17 protein-coding genes and 2 pseudogenes are annotated in these 17,246 nt (G+C 65.3%); 14 read left to right on the top strand and 5 right to left on the bottom strand.

The features are described from left to right. Positions 1–237: 237 nt before the first annotated feature. Together Q9R17_RS13245 and Q9R17_RS13240 are read right to left on the bottom strand one after the other, a co-directional pair. A pseudogene (locus Q9R17_RS13245) lies at positions 238–372 on the bottom strand (hypothetical protein); the annotation flags it as partial. Between the two features lie 148 nt (positions 373–520). Further along, positions 521–1,018 (bottom strand): hypothetical protein, encoded by a 498-nt coding sequence (locus Q9R17_RS13240; RefSeq protein ID WP_308155069.1) that lies wholly within the window; start codon positions 1,016–1,018, stop codon positions 521–523. Between the two features lie 59 nt (positions 1,019–1,077). Between Q9R17_RS13240 and Q9R17_RS13235 the strand changes: the two are divergent. Next, positions 1,078–1,501: pseudogene (locus Q9R17_RS13235) on the top strand (aminotransferase class V-fold PLP-dependent enzyme); the annotation flags it as partial. 193 nt (positions 1,502–1,694) lie between these two features. On the opposite strand, the gene Q9R17_RS13230 reads toward Q9R17_RS13235, so the two are convergent. The 3 genes from Q9R17_RS13230 to Q9R17_RS13220 all read right to left on the bottom strand — a co-directional run bounded on the left by Q9R17_RS13230 (position 1,695) and on the right by Q9R17_RS13220 (position 3,307). Beyond that, entirely contained in the window at positions 1,695–1,982 is a 288-nt protein-coding gene (locus tag Q9R17_RS13230) for a hypothetical protein (RefSeq protein ID WP_308155068.1), read from the bottom strand. A 415-nt stretch (positions 1,983–2,397) separates the two neighbouring features. After that, positions 2,398–2,721: a hypothetical protein gene (locus tag Q9R17_RS13225; protein ID WP_308155067.1), complete on the bottom strand. Its 324-nt coding sequence runs from the start codon at positions 2,719–2,721 to the stop codon at positions 2,398–2,400. Between the two features lie 124 nt (positions 2,722–2,845). Continuing rightward, positions 2,846–3,307, bottom strand: coding sequence for a hypothetical protein (locus Q9R17_RS13220; RefSeq protein WP_308155066.1), 462 nt, complete (start codon positions 3,305–3,307; stop codon positions 2,846–2,848). Between the two features lie 1,007 nt (positions 3,308–4,314). Between Q9R17_RS13220 and Q9R17_RS13215 the strand changes: the two genes are divergently transcribed. The 13 genes from Q9R17_RS13215 (at position 4,315) to Q9R17_RS13155 (ending at position 17,238) form a co-directional block, all read left to right on the top strand. Further along, a complete protein-coding gene (locus Q9R17_RS13215) occupies positions 4,315–4,854 on the top strand; it encodes a GNAT family N-acetyltransferase (protein WP_308155065.1) in 540 nt (179 codons plus the stop codon). Beyond that, positions 4,851–5,183, top strand: coding sequence for a non-heme iron oxygenase ferredoxin subunit (locus tag Q9R17_RS13210; RefSeq protein ID WP_308155064.1), 333 nt, complete (start codon positions 4,851–4,853; stop codon positions 5,181–5,183). The genes Q9R17_RS13215 and Q9R17_RS13210 overlap by 4 nt, the downstream gene beginning before the upstream one ends. Before the next feature lie 170 nt (positions 5,184–5,353). Beyond that, positions 5,354–5,761 carry a hypothetical protein gene (locus tag Q9R17_RS13205; protein ID WP_308155063.1) on the top strand — a complete coding sequence of 136 codons (408 nt, stop codon included), beginning with the start codon at positions 5,354–5,356 and terminating at the stop codon, positions 5,759–5,761. A gap of 151 nt (positions 5,762–5,912) precedes the next feature. Beyond that, complete coding sequence (locus tag Q9R17_RS13200; protein WP_308155062.1) at positions 5,913–8,237, top strand: catecholate siderophore receptor Fiu; 2,325 nt, start codon at positions 5,913–5,915, stop codon at positions 8,235–8,237. A 51-nt stretch (positions 8,238–8,288) separates the two neighbouring features. Next, entirely contained in the window at positions 8,289–8,966 is a 678-nt protein-coding gene (locus Q9R17_RS13195; RefSeq protein ID WP_308155061.1) for a Fe2+-dependent dioxygenase, read from the top strand. Positions 8,967–9,131: 165 nt separating this feature from the next. Beyond that, entirely contained in the window at positions 9,132–9,533 is a 402-nt protein-coding gene (locus tag Q9R17_RS13190) for a hypothetical protein (protein ID WP_308158342.1), read from the top strand. A 145-nt stretch (positions 9,534–9,678) separates the two neighbouring features. Continuing rightward, entirely contained in the window at positions 9,679–12,099 is a 2,421-nt protein-coding gene (locus tag Q9R17_RS13185) for a TonB-dependent receptor (protein WP_308155060.1), read from the top strand. Between the two features lie 238 nt (positions 12,100–12,337). Further along, positions 12,338–12,976, top strand: coding sequence for a PepSY-associated TM helix domain-containing protein (locus Q9R17_RS13180; protein WP_308155059.1), 639 nt, complete (start codon positions 12,338–12,340; stop codon positions 12,974–12,976). 25 nt (positions 12,977–13,001) lie between these two features. Further along, positions 13,002–13,520, top strand: coding sequence for a DUF2271 domain-containing protein (locus Q9R17_RS13175; RefSeq protein ID WP_308155058.1), 519 nt, complete (start codon positions 13,002–13,004; stop codon positions 13,518–13,520). Positions 13,521–13,589: 69 nt separating this feature from the next. Beyond that, the gene (locus Q9R17_RS13170; RefSeq protein WP_308155057.1) at positions 13,590–14,393 is read left to right on the top strand and encodes a DUF4198 domain-containing protein; all 804 of its coding nucleotides are present in this window, start codon (positions 13,590–13,592) and stop codon (positions 14,391–14,393) included. 53 nt (positions 14,394–14,446) lie between these two features. Next, positions 14,447–15,418, top strand: a complete 972-nt coding sequence (locus Q9R17_RS13165; RefSeq protein WP_308155056.1) for an FAD:protein FMN transferase — start codon at positions 14,447–14,449, stop codon at positions 15,416–15,418. After that, positions 15,415–17,019, top strand: a complete 1,605-nt coding sequence (locus Q9R17_RS13160; RefSeq protein WP_308155055.1) for a sulfite reductase subunit alpha — start codon at positions 15,415–15,417, stop codon at positions 17,017–17,019. The genes Q9R17_RS13165 and Q9R17_RS13160 overlap by 4 nt, the downstream gene beginning before the upstream one ends. A gap of 48 nt (positions 17,020–17,067) precedes the next feature. After that, the gene (locus Q9R17_RS13155; RefSeq protein ID WP_308155054.1) at positions 17,068–17,238 is read left to right on the top strand and encodes a hypothetical protein; all 171 of its coding nucleotides are present in this window, start codon (positions 17,068–17,070) and stop codon (positions 17,236–17,238) included. Positions 17,239–17,246 lie beyond the last annotated feature (8 nt).

Raw genomic sequence — 17,246 nt, 5'->3', positions numbered from 1 at the left:
CCCACCCGATGCCAGCACACCCCCGCCGGGAGAGTTCATCGCGGGGATCGCAATGTTCCGCACTCCGCAAGATCACTGATACTTCCGATCGCATCAGTACGGCAGCGGCTCACACTACATCGTGCTACCTGGCGGTCGCCCGCCCTCCGCCCCCGACAACCTTGGTGCTGGAAGATCGCCGGATTTATAGACTGGAATGTGGCAACGAACCTTCCGGAACGCTTGAGCCTGCCAGGATCAGCTGTAATGACCCACCGGTTTCTGCTCAGGCCATGCGGTTAATGTAGCGGCATAAGCCGCATCCGGGGTCATCATCTTCAGCGCCTGATGAAGGTGCTTTTGATTGTAGAAGGCGATCCAATCGGTGATCGCCCGTAATGCGTGTCAGTAGAAGCAGCGATCACAATAGCCAACAACGACAAGGCCAGCGATGCGGGCCTTGTACGTCATGGGCGAGGATTAATTCCCTCCGTCCCGTCTAGCTCGCGGCGGTCGAAAGTGAACCTGGAACCGTTCCTCGCTAAAAGTCAGTCCGCTGAACTACCTCTTCTAGCTTGTTCTGCTCATCTGCCAGCAGCTCAAGTGCGTACTTGATCCCGGTTGGAGATTGGATACTGAAGTCAGAACTGTAAACAATCCTGCCATCAACCTCTCCGCGATCAAATCTGACCCGAAAGTGACTCGATGCCTTCTCCCTGGACGCTTCAATGCCCTCACCAAACAGCAATCCTGCCGGCAATGTCGCTCCGGGTTTGGCATCATACTTATTCACCGAGATACGTGACAACGCACCATCGAAGAACACGTATTGCCTGCCCTGAGAGTCCTTGGCCCTGCAATCCACAAGCTCAGATTTCTCGCAGTCAGAGCTTGCGAACACAGACATGTTCTTTGGGACCTCACCAATAGAAGCAACCGCTCCTTGACCTTGCGCTCCTACGGAAGCTTGAGTATCGCCATTCTCAGCTGCATGGTATGAAGTGGCGGCAATAGCAGCTGCTAGTAGCACCGTTCTCATGGAAGACCTCATGGCTCTGACAAGTATGGGAGAGGATCAACAACAGTCCTGCCTGCTGCAACGATGCCCCGCACAAGTTCGATGCCGGCACCCCGAACATCGCCGGCTTCATCGGCCTGGGCGTGGCCGTGGACTACCTGGAAGGCCTCGGCCTGGACCACGTGGAAGCGCGCGAAGCCGAACTGCTGGCGCACTTCACCGAGGAACTGCAGAAGATCGATGGCCTGCGCATCTTCGGCACACCACCCCGGACAAGGCCGCCGTGGTCTCGTTCCTGATCGACGGCGCCCACGCCCACGATCTGGCGACCCTGCTGGCCCTGGAAGGCGCGGCAGTAGCTCGGGCCAGCACTGCGCCCACCCGCTGCTGCAGCACTTCGGCGTGGCGGCCACCTGCCGTGCCTCGCTGGCGCTCTACAACACGCACGCCGAGATCAAGCGGTTCGTGGCGGCGTTGACCAAGGTGCGCAAGCTGCTGGGCTGAGGATTCGCCAGAATCAGGGAAGTACAAGAACGCCGCAGGAAACTGCGGCGTTTTTTATTGCACGTTGGGCGCAAACAAGCAGAGGTGCAACTGGGAAACGCTGAGTGATGCCAGGAACGGGCCATCGCACCGTACCGCCTTCTACATGTCACCCAGTATGGACATCCGCAGGCAATCAAGAATACGCACGCCATCACGGCACCGCTCGGCTCACACTCCCGCCCCATTCCTCGATGATTTTCTCGACCGCCGATATCTGACTCTGCGCATAATCTCTGTCGCGAAAACGAATATCAGCATCATCGAAGTAATGCCATATCAAATGCGGAACATCGATTCCATAAACACTTGATTGAAGGGTTCGCTTAAGCGCCTCGGCCTCTTTATACCAAGCAGAGACCTGTTCCGCAGAAGCAGGCTCGGATTCCAACAACATCCGCAGACAGAAAACAACGGACTTCACTTCATCAGCAGCACTCATAGCGGCACCTTCTTCTTCATCTGCCGAGGATCAAACCATACAAGATGAGCAGCCTCATCGCGATTGGTAGACCCATGGTCAATATGAAGACCCAGAGTTCCCTTCCCACTTATCGACCGTGGGCAGCGGCGAGAACATCAATCACGAGATCCGCCCCAGCTCCAGTTGGATCCCCGTAGCTCACAGCGGTCTTTCCTATGGATCCATCGCCATCGATGAACGTAACGAACGGGATCCATCATTTCACCTTAAAGAAGCAGTCCTCAGCCGCAATGTACGCGCCAGAGCTCGCCCCAGCATTTACCACTCCATTCACACCCCTGAAGTCGAATCCCATGACTGATCCGCCGTTGGTAGCCACACAGTCACGTCATAAACTCATTACATTCACGCAAAATTTGCGACTTCAGATCCATCACTTAGACAGATTGATCACAGAAACATCGTAAATCCTTGCATCAGCAATGACGGCCGAGCAACTCTTGCGAGATGCGTCCAGCGCCACCCTGCCAGAAACCGTCGCAAAATAGACACCATGCTGCCTTTTAACCTCACCCCACTCTATGGTTTCCTTCTCGGTCCACACTACGATACAGCTATACATCTCAGTACGATTCGGGAGATCGGGTCCAGGATAAAAAACAACACCATTTTCATTTTCGTAAAGCATAAAACCGCCGGTCTCCACTTCCACAGAATCCAGCAGCCCGGGATTAACTATAATCCTGGAGATCGGCACGCCACATAGCCTTTTGAGTTCCCGAGGCACAATATCGTTACAATTGCCTCTCACAGAATCATCCGCGGCAGGAGCGGCCGTACTCGACAAAGACCAACCTGCCACTATCACGAGGGCAGCCAGTCTAAAGAATCTTCTCAAAATGTCCCGCATAGACGCGCTCCGTTCCTAAGGCTTCAACCGCAGCCCGCCAAGCCTTCTGATTAAACCATACGATCCGCCCATCTGGCCTGGCAACATAGCCATCCACCATTTCCCCGAAGGATCTCGCGATATCGTGATCATCCGCCATCCCAACATAATTAAATTTACCAGACGAAGCATATGCACCGTTCCCGCTGCGCATGTTGTTTTTCGGATGCGTGTGCAGGATTGCCCTCAACTTATAGGCACCGCCATAAGGAACGATGGACGCAGATCCACCTGAAGAACCAGCGCCCCAGCCCATTACTCTTAAGTCTCGTGAATGCCTTTCCTCCATGTTAGCGAAGACTTCTCTACCCGAGGCTTCCTGAAGAGGCATGGCTTTATCCGAAAAATATCTTACCGCACCTTCCGGACTTGAATGAGGAAGCGCTGCTGACATCTTTTCCTGCGTGCCACCCTGAACGCCCAGCGCAAGGCGCGCGGCGAAACCGCAAATTCATTTACCCACATGCCTCAGGAATGATGGGGAGCAGACAGGGTAATCCACAAAACCCTCCCATTTGGCCCCATCCCGGAAAGGCGATACCAACCTCACTCAATTACACCCCCACCCCATACTGAATCGTAAAGCCCCACCGCGAGAAATATCATGAAGGAAATCATTCCAAGATGGAGGAATCGACTCGCAAGCCGGTGCGAATCACAAACATCCTTGCTCAAAAGCACCCCATCCAATCGCCCCTCCCTTACCGCACGCAGCTGCCTGTATGCCCGGTTAGATGCCCCAAAACTCTTCCCGCACAACTCAGGGTGATCGCGCCGCAACCGCATCCTGAATTCAGCAGCAAAATAGAAATATATCGGATAGAAAATCAAAATCCCCATTCCGGAAGGCAAGAACAACCAGGCCATAGTTCATTCACTCCCATAATTTAATGTTACAGCGACTGGATTTCACAGAAGGCATAAATGAAAGGAGGCAGCGCCATCGCCACGATTCACCACTCACTTCAGATCTTCAAGATTGATGGAGACGTCTCCAAATTTCGCACGCGGCACCGGACCTGGGATTCGCAGGGATCGAACTTCAAGAGGAGCGTGAATTTCACCAAGCAGCAGATCATCCGTCGAACCGTCACTCACCCTGGTCTTGAATACTCCGATCACCGACACCCATGAGTACGCGTGCTCATTGAATACGCTCCGCTGCAGATCTATTGACCCTCTAATTCGAACTTCGGTCTCTTCATGCACCCCGGCCTCAAACCACTCTTTGCTTGAATTCAAGACAAAGAGCCCCCGAGTTACCTCAAGACAGCCCTCCATCCGCAGGGGCTTTCCATCGTATAGCAACGGATTTACCGCGAGCGCACTGGAGCCCCCCTCCCTGCAACGTGGATGATCGCCCCCCTCCCAGCCGGCCTTGCCCGCACCTAGAATGTGCGCATGAGCCCCCTGACCTTCCGCGCCGCCACGTCGGCCGACATCCCCGCCCTGATCACCCTGGTCACCTCCGCCTACCGCGGCGAAAGCAGCCGTGCCGGCTGGACCTCCGAAGCCGACCTGCTCGACGGTGCCCGCATCGACGCGCCGGGCCTGCAGGCCGACCTGGACACCCCGCGCTCGACCATCCTCATCGCCGAACGGGACGGCCAGCTGGTCGCCTGCGTGCACGTGGCCGACGTCGAGGGCAAGGGCTACTTCGGCATGTTCTCGGTCGATCCCACCCAGCAGGGTGGCGGTATCGGCAAGAGCGTCATGGAGGCCGCCGAAGCCCACGTCGTGCGCGAATGGGGCGTGCCGGTCATGCAGATGACCGTCATCGATGTTCGCGACGAACTGATCGCCTTCTACGAGCGCCGCGGCTATGCCCGCACCGGCATCAAGAAGCCCTTCCCCTACGGCGACGAACGCTTCGGCACGCCCCGGCGCGACGACCTGCGCTTTGAAGTGCTGGAGAAGCCGCTGCCCGGTACCGCCGCGTGAGCGATGCCTGGACCTTCGTCTGCCCCGGCGCCGAACTGCTGCCGGGCGAGCTGAAGAGCGTATTCGATGAAGTCACCGGCACGCCGATCGTGGTGTTCAACCTCGACGGCGAGCTGTATGCACTGGAAGACCAGTGCACGCACGAAGAGTTCGAGCTGTCCTCCGGGGCCTTCGACACCACCGAAGGCAGCATCGAATGCGTGCTGCACGGGGCGCGGTTCGACGTGCGTGATGGCCGCGCCCTGTGCGCGCCGGCCTATACCGCCGTGCCGAAGTTCCCGGTCAAGCGCGAACACGACGCCATCTGGACCCGCGACGACCGCGACTGACTGTCGCGGCCGGCCGCCCCCCCCCTTTCCTCCCATCCCCCTGCGCCAGCCCGGCGCAGCGGTCGTCCGATGCCTGCCGGATGCGCCCCGATCGCGCCCGGATGCGCACATGCGAATCATTCTCGTTGCTGTTATCCTTGCGTAACACCGTGTAATGAAGCCGCCGCGCCATGGCCCTGCCCGCGCCCATCGCCACGTTCTGCCAGGTCGCCCGTCGTGGGTGGCCGGTGCTCGCGGCTGCGCTGCTGACCCTGCTGCTGGGCTGGGCGGCCTTGCATGAAGGCCGGGGTGGGCCGGCCGGTGCCGGCTTTCAGCCCGCAGGCAGTACCGCCGCTGCAGTACTGGAAGGCGCATTGCCGGGGCCGCTCCCCGCTGGCGAGGATGCGCTGCAGTTTGCCGCCTGCGTACCGGAAGCTCCGGCGGACGGCGATGCTGGCACGCCCCCCGTCGCCGCCCGCGCGGTCCCGTGCACACGCTGGGTCGCCCATGTCGCCCCTTGGCCCGCCGATGCCCTGCGCTGGCACCGCCTCGAGCCATCCCTGCGCCTGAACCCCGGCCACGCCCCACCGGCGGCCTGATACCGCCGTAGCGCCCTCCCGGCGTTGCCCGCTTCCGCACGACCGCCGCCATCGGCCGTGCCGCGTCCCCGCACCGTTCTCCGCCCGCCTGCCGCGCCCCGTGTCCATCGGCGCTGGCCGCCCCCTCCTGCCCTGCTACCCACCCATTGCCATGAATCCGATCAAGAGCCGCAAGCACGCCTCCCCCTTCCGCCCCCTGCCGCTGGCCACCGCCAGCCTTGCCGCCGGTCTCGGCCTGGCGGTGCTGCCGGCGCTGGCCCATGCCGAGGCCAGCGACACCGCCCGCACCCTGGACAAGGTCGACGTGCACGCCGTGCGCGGCTACAAGGCCGACAAGGTCGCCTCGCCCAAGTTCACCCAGAGCCTGCAGGACACTCCGCAGACCATCCAGGTGATCACCGGTGACCTGTTCAACCAGCAGGGCGCCACCACGCTGACCGAGGCCCTGCGCAACAGCCCCGGCGTGGGCACCTTCTATGCCGGCGAGAACGGCAACACGACCACCGGCGATGCGCTGTTCATGCGCGGCTTCGACACCTCCAACAGCCTGTTCGTCGATGGCGTGCGCGATCTGGGCTCGATCTCGCGCGATGTGTTCAACATCGACCAGATCGAAGTGACCAAGGGCCCGGCCGGCACCGACAACGGCCGCTCGGCGCCGACCGGTGCGATCAATCTGGTCAGCAAGCAGGCCAACCTGCACGACAGCCTCTCCGGCACCGCCTCGCTGGGCAGTGACCAGCAGCGCCGCACCACCGCAGACTGGAACACCGCACTCGGCGCCAGCAGCGCGCTGCGCCTGAACGCCATGTGGCAGGACAGCGACCAGCCCGGCCGCGACCACGTGCAGAACAAGCGCTGGGGCATCGCGCCGTCGCTGGCGTTCGGCCTGAACACCGCCACCCGCTATTACCTCAACCTGCTGTACGTGAAGCAGGACAACGTGCCCGATGGCGGCGTGCCGACCCTGGGCCTGCCGGGCTGGACCCCGCAGCCGACGCTGGAAGCGCTGGCCGGCCATCCGGTCGATCCGTCGAACTTCTACGGCACCCGTGCCGACCACGATGACGTGACCGCGAAGATGGCCACGTTCCGCATCGAGCATGATTTCAACGATGCCGTGCGCCTGACCAACACCGCGCGCTGGGGCCGTACCGAGCAGGACTACCTGCTGACCGCCTTCATGGGCACCGGCGTGCGCGGCGCCAACGGCCGCCCGACCGGCAACATCACCTATACCAACCCGGCCGACCTTTCCACCTACGCGATCGCGCGCAGCCTGCCGACCTTCAAGGACCAGCGCAACACCATCCTGACCGACCAGGTGAACCTGCGCGCGGACTTCGCCACCGGCAGTGTCAACCATGCGCTGAGCACCGGCCTGGAGTTCACCCGCGAGGAACTGGACAGCTTCGGCCAGGCCGTCACCGGCAACACCGCCTGGCCGGCAGCCAACCTGTACGACCCGGACTGGAATGTCAGCGGCCTGACCTGGGCCCACAACGGTGCCGACGCGCATGGTCGCACCACCACGTCCTCGGCCTACCTGTTCGACACGCTGTCCTTCGGTGACAGCTTCAAGCTGACCGCTGGCGTGCGTGCCGACCACTACAAGACCACCTATGCCAGCGCCTCGGTGTGTGGCGGCCGCGCCGGTCCGGCCTGTGGCAGCAACCCGGCCGGCACGGTGCTGCGCAATCCGTCGCTGGAGGCCTCCGACACCCTGCTGAACTGGAAGCTGGGCGCGCTGTACAAGGTCGGTGACGTGGTCAGCCTGTATGCCAACTACGCCATCTCGCAGCAGCCCCCGGGCGGCGCCAACTTCCAGCTGAGCAGCTCGGCCAGCAGCGCCGACAACCCGCAGCTGGACCCGCAGAAGGCCAAGACCTTCGAAGTGGGCAGCAAGTGGGCGTTCCTCGGCGATGCGCTGGCGGTGAACCTGGCACTGTTCCGCACCGATGTGGACAACGAGATCAACACCACCGTGCTGGATGAAGCCGGCAACCCCACCCAGACCGGCCGCAAGCAGGTGCAGGGCGTGGAACTGTCGGCGGTGGGCAAGCTGACCGACAACTGGTCGGTCAGTGCCGGCTACAGCCACCTGGACACCCAGGTGAAGGAAGGCGCCAAGGTCGCGGCCGACGGCACCACCAACCTCACCTACACCCCGGCCGATACCTTCACCAGCTGGACCAGCTACACCCTGCCGTTCGGCCTGACCATCGGCGGCGGCGTGCGCTACGCCGGCGGCCTGCACCGCGGCACCGACGGTGCGGTGGGCACCCCGGCCTACACCCGTTCGTACACCGTGGTCGATGCGATGGTGTCCTGGGCGATCAACGACAACGTGTCGCTGCGCTTGAACGGCTACAACCTGTTCGACAAGGACTATGTCGCCAGCATCAACAAGAGCGGCTACCGTTACACCCCGGGTGCCCCGCGCACCTTCCTGCTCAGCGCCGACGTGCGCTTCTGAGCCGGTGGCGCGGGGAGGCCTGCCCTTCCCGCGCCTGCCATCGAGACCGCCATGCTCCTGCACATCCCCAACGTACTGAGCCCCGAGGACGTGCAGCGGCTGCGCCAGCGCCTGGACGCGGCCGACTGGACCGACGGCCGCGAAACCGTCGGCGCCCAGGGCGCCCAGGTCAAGCGCAACGAGCAGTTGCCCGATGCCTCGCCGCTGAAGGCCGAACTGGGCGCCACCGTGCTGGCCGCCCTGCAGCGCAATCCGCTGTTCTTCGCGGCTGCGCTGCCGCTGAAGATCCTGCCGCCCCGCTTCAACCGCTATGCCGGCGGCGGCACCTACGGCTTCCACGTCGATGGCGCAGTGATGGCCAACGGTGCCCAGGGCCACCTGCGTTCGGACGTCTCCTGCACCCTGTTCCTGTCCGCACCGGAAGACTACGACGGCGGCGAACTGGTGATCAGCGATACCTACGGCGAACACGAGGTGAAGCTGCCGGCCGGCGATCTCATCGTCTATCCCTCCAGCAGCCTGCACCAGGTCAATCCGGTGACCCGTGGCGTGCGCGTGGCCTCGTTCTTCTGGGTGCAGAGCATGGTCCGCGACGACGTGCAGCGCCGCCTGCTGTGGGAAACCGACAACGCGATCCAGCGCCTGCGGCAGACCGGTGGCGACGCCGACGCGGTGCTGCAGCTGACCGGGGTGTACCACAACCTGCTGCGGCGCTGGAGCGAGGTCTGAGCCGCGCCCCGCCGGCACCCGCCTTTTTGTCAATCATTCTCATTTGCAACAACTAACGACTCTCATTACAATCACGCCCCGTTGACGCCGGCCCCTGCCGGCAGACCCTCCGGGACCCCCTGCTTGCTGCGCCCGCTCCGCCCTCGCCCTGTTGTCCATCGCCAGATGGGGACCGCCATGCGCGGCCAGCGTCCTGCGCTGGCCAGCCTGCTGGCGTGGGTGGCAATGCTGGCGCTGCTGCTGGGCAGCCTGCCGCTGCTGCCACAGGCGCACGCCGCCCTGGCCGTGCAGGTGCCGCTGGAAGAACGCGGCGGTGAAGGCCCACTGCAGGAAGAAGCACCGGCCAAACTGCGGCGCTGCGCATCGGCCCCGGTGAAGCGCGCCGAACCGGCACGGCCACCGCTGCTGCTGGCCCGCCAGTGGCTGCGCACCGAACTCAACCTCGTTCCCGCCACGCCGGCCATGCCCGGCGTGCGCCCGGACTGGCCGCTGGCCGCTCCGGACACGCCCTGGGCCGACGCGCCCGGGCGCCGCCAGCAACGCGGCCAGGCACCGCCGCTCGCCTGATCCACGCTGTGACGTGACCGCCTGCGCGGTCGCGTCCACACGCCGCTGCCTGCTTCATCCCTGCCGCCCCTGACCGGGCTTTCCGTGCATGCCGCGCCCTTCGCGCCCGGCATCGCGCTTCCCTGCATCCTTCGAGGTAACTGCCATGGCCCAGCGCCATCGTGTCCGTTCGTCCCTGTCCCGCTCCCTGCTGACCAGCGCCGTGCTGGCGGCAATGTCGGCCCCTGCCTTCGCCCATGGAGAGATCGCCGGCGCCCCGCAGACGCTGGACAAGGTGGTGGTCACCGCCTCCGGCTTCGAACAGAAGGTGGTCGATGCACCGGCCAGCATCAGCGTGGTCAGCCGCGAGGAACTGAGCAAGCGCCCGTACACCAGTCTGGTCGATGCACTGCGCGACGTCGAAGGCATCGACGTCGGCCTGGAGGCCACCGACAAGAACGGCCGCGCCACCCTCTCCATGCGCGGCCTGCCCTCCGAGTACACCCTGGTGCTGATCGACGGCCGCCGCCAGAGCAATGTCGGCCAGCTGTACCCGAACAACTTCGGTGGCGGCCAGTTCGCCTACCTGCCGCCGCTGGACGCGATCGAACGCATCGAAGTGGTCCGCGGCCCGATGTCCACGCTGTACGGTTCCGATGCGATGGGCGGTGTCATCAACATCATCACCCGCCGCAACCAGGACAGCTGGCATGGCGCACTCACCCAGGGCTTCACCGTGCAGCAGGACAACCAGTTCGGTGATGCACGCACCACTGACCTGTACCTCAGCGGCCCGCTGCTGAAGGACCGCCTCGGCCTGGCAGTGCGCGGCAGCTACTACGATGCCAAGGCCTCCAACCCCGAGTGGGATGCACTGACCCTGCCCGATGGCAGCCTGTGGGAACGCAGCATCGGCTTTGGCGGCGGCGGCAAGTCGGTGGCCAACACCAACTGGAACACCGGCGTGCGGCTGAATTTCCACGTCAACGATGACCACGAACTGTGGCTGGACTACGACGTGTCGCGGCAGAAGTACGACAACAGCGAAGGCCAGACCGGCACGCTGGACAGCCTGGCCAGCCTGTGGCGCGTCGGCAACGCGGTCATTCCCAACCCCAACGGCAGCGGCACGATCACCCGCCGCGTGGTGCAGCCGCGCGTGGGCTACACCGCCTACCAACGCTACGAGCGCGACCAGCTGTCGCTGACCCACCAGGGCCGCTACAGCTTCGGCACCTGGCAGACCTCGCTGACCCACAGCAAGAGCAGCAACCTGGGCCGCTCGCTGCCGCTGACCCTGGACGAGCGCGCCAGCCTGCAGACCCTGTGGAATGACGTCTGCCGCCGCACCGGCGCGGCCAACAACTGCACGGCCGGCCGTACCAATGCGCTCACCGCGCTCAATCCCAGCGAAATGGCGCGCCTGCAGGCGTTCCTGCCGCGTCCGCTGCGCACCATGGAACTGGAAGGCTACGTGCTCGACACGATGCTCGACCTGGACTTCGGCGCGCACAAGCTCACCGTCGGCGGCCAGTACAACGACACCGACATGATCGACGGCGTGTTCGGCATGGACGGCGCCGGCTACCGCAGCAATACCCGGCAGAAGCACCGCATGTGGGCGCTGTTCGCCGAAGACAACTGGGCACTGACCGACACCCTCACCGCCACCTTCGGCCTGCGCTACGACGACCACAACATCTTCGGCAGCCATGTCAGCCCGCGCGGCTACCTGGTGTGGAACGCCAGCGATGCCTGGACCTTCAAGGGCGGCGTCAGCACCGGCTACAAGACCCCGCGCCCGGACCAGCTGTTCCCCGGCATCACCGGCTTTGGGGGCCAGGGCGTGCTGCCGCTGGTGGGCTCGCCCAACCTGAAGCCGGAAACCAGCACCAACTACGAGCTGGCCGCCTACTACGAAGGCCAGCGCTGGGGCTTCAACGTCACCGGCTTCATCAACAAATTCGAGGACAAGATCGCCAGCGGCGGCACCTTCCCGAACTGTGAAGTGGCACCGGCTGGCAGCGGCTACTGCGTGGACATCGGCCCCGGCTGGGCCGCGCTGGGCTACAGCACCTTCACCCAGAGCGTGAACATCGACAAGGCCGAGACCCGTGGTGCCGAACTGGCCGGCCACGTCGACCTGCTCGACACCCTGCAGCTGCGCGGCAACTACACCTGGACCCAGAGCGAGCAGACCAGTGGCCCGCAGAAGGGCCTGCCGATCACCGGCACCACCCCGGCCAAGCACATGGCCAATGCCAGCCTCAACTGGCAGCTCAACGACGCCATCAGCCTGTCGCTGATCGGCGAGGGCCGCTACGACCGCTACCGCGACACGCTGCTTGATGCCAGCGGCGCCAGCCAGACCCGTTACTACGAGGACTACACCATCTTCCACCTCGGTGGCAGCTGGAAGGCCACGCCGTGGCTGACCGTCAACGCGCGGGTCAACAACCTGTTCGACAAGGACTTCGTGTCGCAGTCGTGCCTGCTGATCAACCCGAGCGAGTTCAACTGCGTGGACGACTACGCCACCAAGGACCAGCGCCGCAGCTACTGGATCTCGTTGAACGCGAAGTTCTGATCGCCGCGCACCGGTAGTGCCGGCCGCTGGCCGGCATTGCCCTGCTTTGGTGGGTGCCAACCTTGGCCGGCACCGTGTCATCCACGCGTGGCATGGATCTACCGACCCGCGGTAGCCGTGGAGCCGGCCGCTGGCTGGCGGCCGGCACTACCCACGCCGGGATACACAACGACACGCAATTGCGAACTATTCTCATCAATGCTGTAATGCTCAGCCATCGCCCGCCCCGACCCCTGCCGTGAGCCGTCCTGCCCCCTCCGCCGTGCAGCAGCAACAAAGCCGCGGATTCTGGCTGCGCACGCTGCACCAGTGGCACTGGATCAGCTCGGCCGTCTGCCTGATCGGCATGCTGCTGTTCGCGGTGACCGGCCTGACCCTCAACCATGCTGCGAAGATCGAGGCCAGACCGCAGGTGCAGAACCAGCACCTGGAACTGCCGGCCAATCTGCTCGGCCAGCTCGGCACGCGCGAAGACGGCAATGCACCGATCCCGCGCCCGGCCCGGCACTGGCTGGATGCCCAGCTGGGCATCGCCATCGGCGGCCGGCCGGCCGAGTGGTCGGCCGATGAAATCTACCTGTCGCTGCCGCGCCCCGGCGGCGATGCCTGGCTGAGCATCGACCGCCAGACCGGCGCGGTGGAATACGAATCGACCTCGCGCGGGGTGGTGTCCTACCTCAACGACCTGCACAAGGGCCGCAACGCCGGCCCGGCGTGGGGCTGGTTCCTGGACCTGTTCGCCGTGGCCTGCCTGGTGTTCTGCATCACCGGGCTGTTCCTGCTGCACCTGCATGCGCGGCAGCGGCGCATGACCTGGCCGCTGGTCGGCCTGGGCCTGATGATTCCGCTGCTGATCGCCCTGCTGCTCATCCACTGACCTGTCCCGTTCCCGGAGCCGCCCCATGCGCGTCACCCTGACCATCGCCCTCAGCGGCCTGCTGGCCACCTCGCCGGCCTACGCCGCCACCCTGGACATCAATGTCGAGGTACCCAAGCTCAACGTGGCCGAGTACCACCGCCCGTATGTGGCGGTGTGGCTGGAAGGCGCCGACCAGAAGGTCGCCGCCAACCTGTCGGTCTGGTACCAGCAGACCAGCAACAGCGAAGGCCATGGCACCAAGTGGCTGCCCGACCTGCGCCAGTGGTGGCGCAAGAGCGGCCGCACCCTGGAGGTGCCGGTGGACGGCGTAACCGGCCCGACCCGTCCCGCCGGCAAGCACGCGCTGTCCTTCACCGACAAACAGCCGGCGCTGAAGCAGCTGGCCCCGGGCAACTACACCCTGGTGGTGGAAGCCGTGCGCGAAGTCGGCGGCCGCGAACTGCTGAAGATTCCCTTCACCTGGCCAGCCACCGCCGCGCAGAACGGCAAGGCGCAGGGCGCCACCGAACTGGGCCTGGTCACCCTGGCCGTCAAGCCCTGATTGAACGACCGGCCAGCGTGCTTCCGCGGGAAGCACGCCGTCCTCCCCATCACCCCTGGAGTCTTCCGCATGAAGCGCACGCTCGTCCTCGCCGCCGCTCTGGCCGCTGCCCTTCCCTTCTCCGCTCTGGCCCACAAGGCCTGGCTGCTGCCCTCGCAGACCGTCATCGCCGGCAACGCGCCGTGGATCACCGTCGATGGTGCGGTGTCCAACGACCTGTTCTATTTCAACCACGTACCGCTGCGCCTGGAATCGCTGGTCATCACCGCGCCGGACGGCAGCAGCGTGCAGCCGCAGAATGCCGCCACCGGCAAGTACCGCAGCGTGTTCGACGTGGAGCTCAAGCAGCAGGGCACCTACCGCATCGCTTCGGTCAATGACGGCCTGTTCGCCACCTATGAGCAGAACGGCGAACGCAAGCGCTGGCGCGGCACTGCCGCCACCTTCGGCGAACTGCCCAAGGATGCGAAGAAGCTGGAAGTGAGCCAGTCAGTGGGCCGCGTGGAAACCTTCGTCACCAACGGCGCACCGAACGACACCGCCCTGAAGCCGACCAACCGCGGCATCGAACTGGTGGCGGCCGGCCACCCGAACGACCTGTTCGCCGGCGAACAGGCCACGTTCCGCGTGCTGGTCGATGGCAAGCCGACCGCTGGCCTGGCATTCGAGATCGTGCGCGGCGGCACCCGCTACCGCAACGCGCAGGACGAACTGAAAGTGACCAGCGATGCCAAGGGCGAGATCAAGGTGACCTGGCCGGAAGCCGGCATGTACTGGCTGGAAACCGGCACCGAAGACACCAGGACCTCGGTCAAGCAGGCCGCCAAGCGCCGCCTGAGCTACGTCGCCACGCTGGAAGTGCTGCCGCAGTAACCGCCTGCCGCACTGCCGGGCACGCCCCGGCAGTGCGCTGCGCCCCATCCCTCATGACCGATACCCCGCTCGACATCGCCCGCCTGGGTGGCACCACCATGGGCACCACCTGGCGCGCATCGCTGGCCCTGCCGCACCAGCGTGACCTGCACCCGCTGCATGCCGGCATCCAGGCACGCCTGGACGAGGTGGTCGCGCAGATGAGCACCTGGGAACGCGATTCGGACCTGAGCCGCTACAACCACGCCGATGCCGGCCAGTGGTACCCGATGCCGGCGGAAGCACGCACGGTACTCGCCTGCGCCCAGGCCATTGCCGCAGCCAGCGAAGGTGCCTTCGATCCCACCGTCGGCCCGCTGGTCGCGCTGTGGGGCTTCGGTGCCCACGCCGGGCCGCGCCACGTGCCCGACGACGCCACGCTGCAGGCTACCCGTGCGCGCTGCGGCTGGCAGCGGCTGCGCTGGCGGGACGATGCACTGCTGCAACCCGGCGGGCTGGAACTGGACCTGTCGGCCATCGCCAAGGGCTTCGGCGTGGACCACGTTGCCGCCTGGCTGCGCGGCCAGGGCATCGGCGCAGCGCTGATCGACGTCGGCGGCGAGCTGGCCGGTTACGGCCGCAAACCGGATGGCCAACCGTGGCGTGTGCTGGTGGAATCGGCACCGGAAGAAGATGCGCGCAGCGACGCACCGCCGCGCGTGCTGGCCCTGGACGGCAAGGCGGTGGCCACCTCCGGTGACCGCTGGCACCAGTACCAGGCCGATGGCGTGGCCTACAGCCACAGCCTCGACCCGCGCAGCGGCAGGCCCGTGCGGCAGGCCGCTGCCGCGGTCACGGTGGTTGCCGACGATGCCATGCACGCCGATGCCTGGGCGACCGCGCTGACCGTGCTTGGCCGCCGGGCCGGCATGGCGCTGGCCGAACGCGAAGGCCTCGCTGCACGCTACCTGGAGCGAACGGCTCAAGGCCCGCAGGAACATCTCAGCAGCGCCTTCCAGCGCCTGCTCGACGGGCAGGTGGCGTGAGCCTGCGCCCGTCGCGTGCCGTACTCGGCAACGCCATCGTGCTGGCCCTGCTGGCGCTGGCGGCATGGGCACTGCTGCGCCTGCATCTGGATGGCACCTGGTGGCAGGGCGCGCCATCGGCACGGCACGCGCAGATCGCCGTGGCCGCCGTGCTGCTGTACGCACTGGCCTGTACCGCAGTGTGGTGGCGTGCGCGCCCACGCGACGATGCCCCCACCGGCGGGAGTGCCCCGCTGCTGCTGGCCTGGTCCAGCCAGACCGGCTTTGCCCGCGAGCTGGCCCAGCGCAGTGCCGACGCGCTGCGTGCGGCCGGCATGGCGGTGCGCGTGCGCGGCCTGCACGAACTGGACGCTGCCCTGCTCGGCGGCACCCAGCGCGCGTTGTTCATCGCCAGCACGACCGGTGAAGGCGATGCCCCCGACCACGCCCTGCCCTTCCTGCGGCGGCTGATGGCCGCACCGCCTGCCCTGGATCACCTGCAGTATGGCGTGCTTGCACTGGGCGATCGCAGCTATGGCCACTTCTGCGCGTTCGGCCACCAGCTCGACGACTGGTTGCGCCAGCACGGTGCGCATCCGATGTTCGATGCGATCGAGGTCGACAACGCCGACCCGGCCGCCCTGCGCCATTGGCAGCAGTTGCTCGGCCAGCTCGGCGGCGGTGCCAGCGAACTGCCGGACTGGAGCCCGGCCGCGTACCAGTCCTGGACGCTGCTGCAACGTACGCATCTCAACCCCGGCAGCCAGGGCGGACCGGTGTACTGGCTGCGCCTGCGGGCCCCGGCCGAGGGCCAGGTGCAGTGGCAGGCCGGCGATATCGCCGAAGTCGGCCCGCAGCATGCCGCAGCGCATGCGCGTGACTGGTTGCAGGCCCGTGCATTCGACGCGGACGAGCTGCTCGAAGATGGTCAGTCGCTGCTGACCCGGATGATGCGCTCGCACCTGCCCTCGACCGTGGCCGACGGTGACCTGCCCGGGTTGCTGGCCGCAGTGCAGCCGCTGCCGCACCGCGAGTATTCGATCGCCTCGGTCATGGCTGATGGCACGCTGGACCTGCTGCTGCGCCGCCAGCTGCGCACCGACGGCAGCCCCGGCATCGGCAGCGGCTGGCTGTGCGACCATGCCCCGGTCGGCGGACCGGTGCAGTTGCGCGTGCGCCGCAACGAGAATTTCCATGGCGTTCCCGCCGATGTTCCCGTGCTGCTGATCGGCAATGGCACCGGCATTGCCGGCCTGCGCGCACATCTGCACGCGCGCCTGCGCAGCGGCGTGCACCGTACCTGGCTGCTGTTCGGCGAACGCTCGGCCGCGCACGATTTCCACTTCGGCGAGGAACTGCGGGCGATGCAGGCCGACGGCACGCTGGCGCGGCTGGACACGGTGTTCAGCCGTGACGGTGGCGCGCACCGGTATGTGCAGGATCGCCTGCTCGCCGAAGCGGCCACATTGCGGCAGTGGATCGAGGACGGCGCAACGATCCTGGTCTGCGGCAGCCTGCAGGGCATGGCCCCGGCCGTGGATGCGGTGATCGAGCAGGTGCTGGGTGCAGAGCAGAAGGAAGCCCTGCTGCTGGCCGGGCGTTACCGGCGCGACGTGTATTGATGGGGAGCCCATCCACGCATGGCGTGGATCTACCGCCTCCATCCACGCATGGCGTGGATCTACCGCTTCCATCCACGCATGGCGTGGATCTACCACTTCCATCCACGCATGGCGTGGATCTACCACTTCCATCCACGCATGGCGTGGATCTACCACTTCCATCCACGCATGGCGTGGATCTACCGGATGGGGCGGATTGACGACCGGTCGCTGTTGTAGATCCACGC

The sequence above is a fragment of the Stenotrophomonas sp. 24(2023) genome (genome assembly GCF_030913365.1).
In the GTDB taxonomy this organism is placed as follows: Bacteria; Pseudomonadota; Gammaproteobacteria; order Xanthomonadales; family Xanthomonadaceae; genus Stenotrophomonas.
This window is presented reverse-complemented; position numbering and strand designations above follow the sequence as displayed.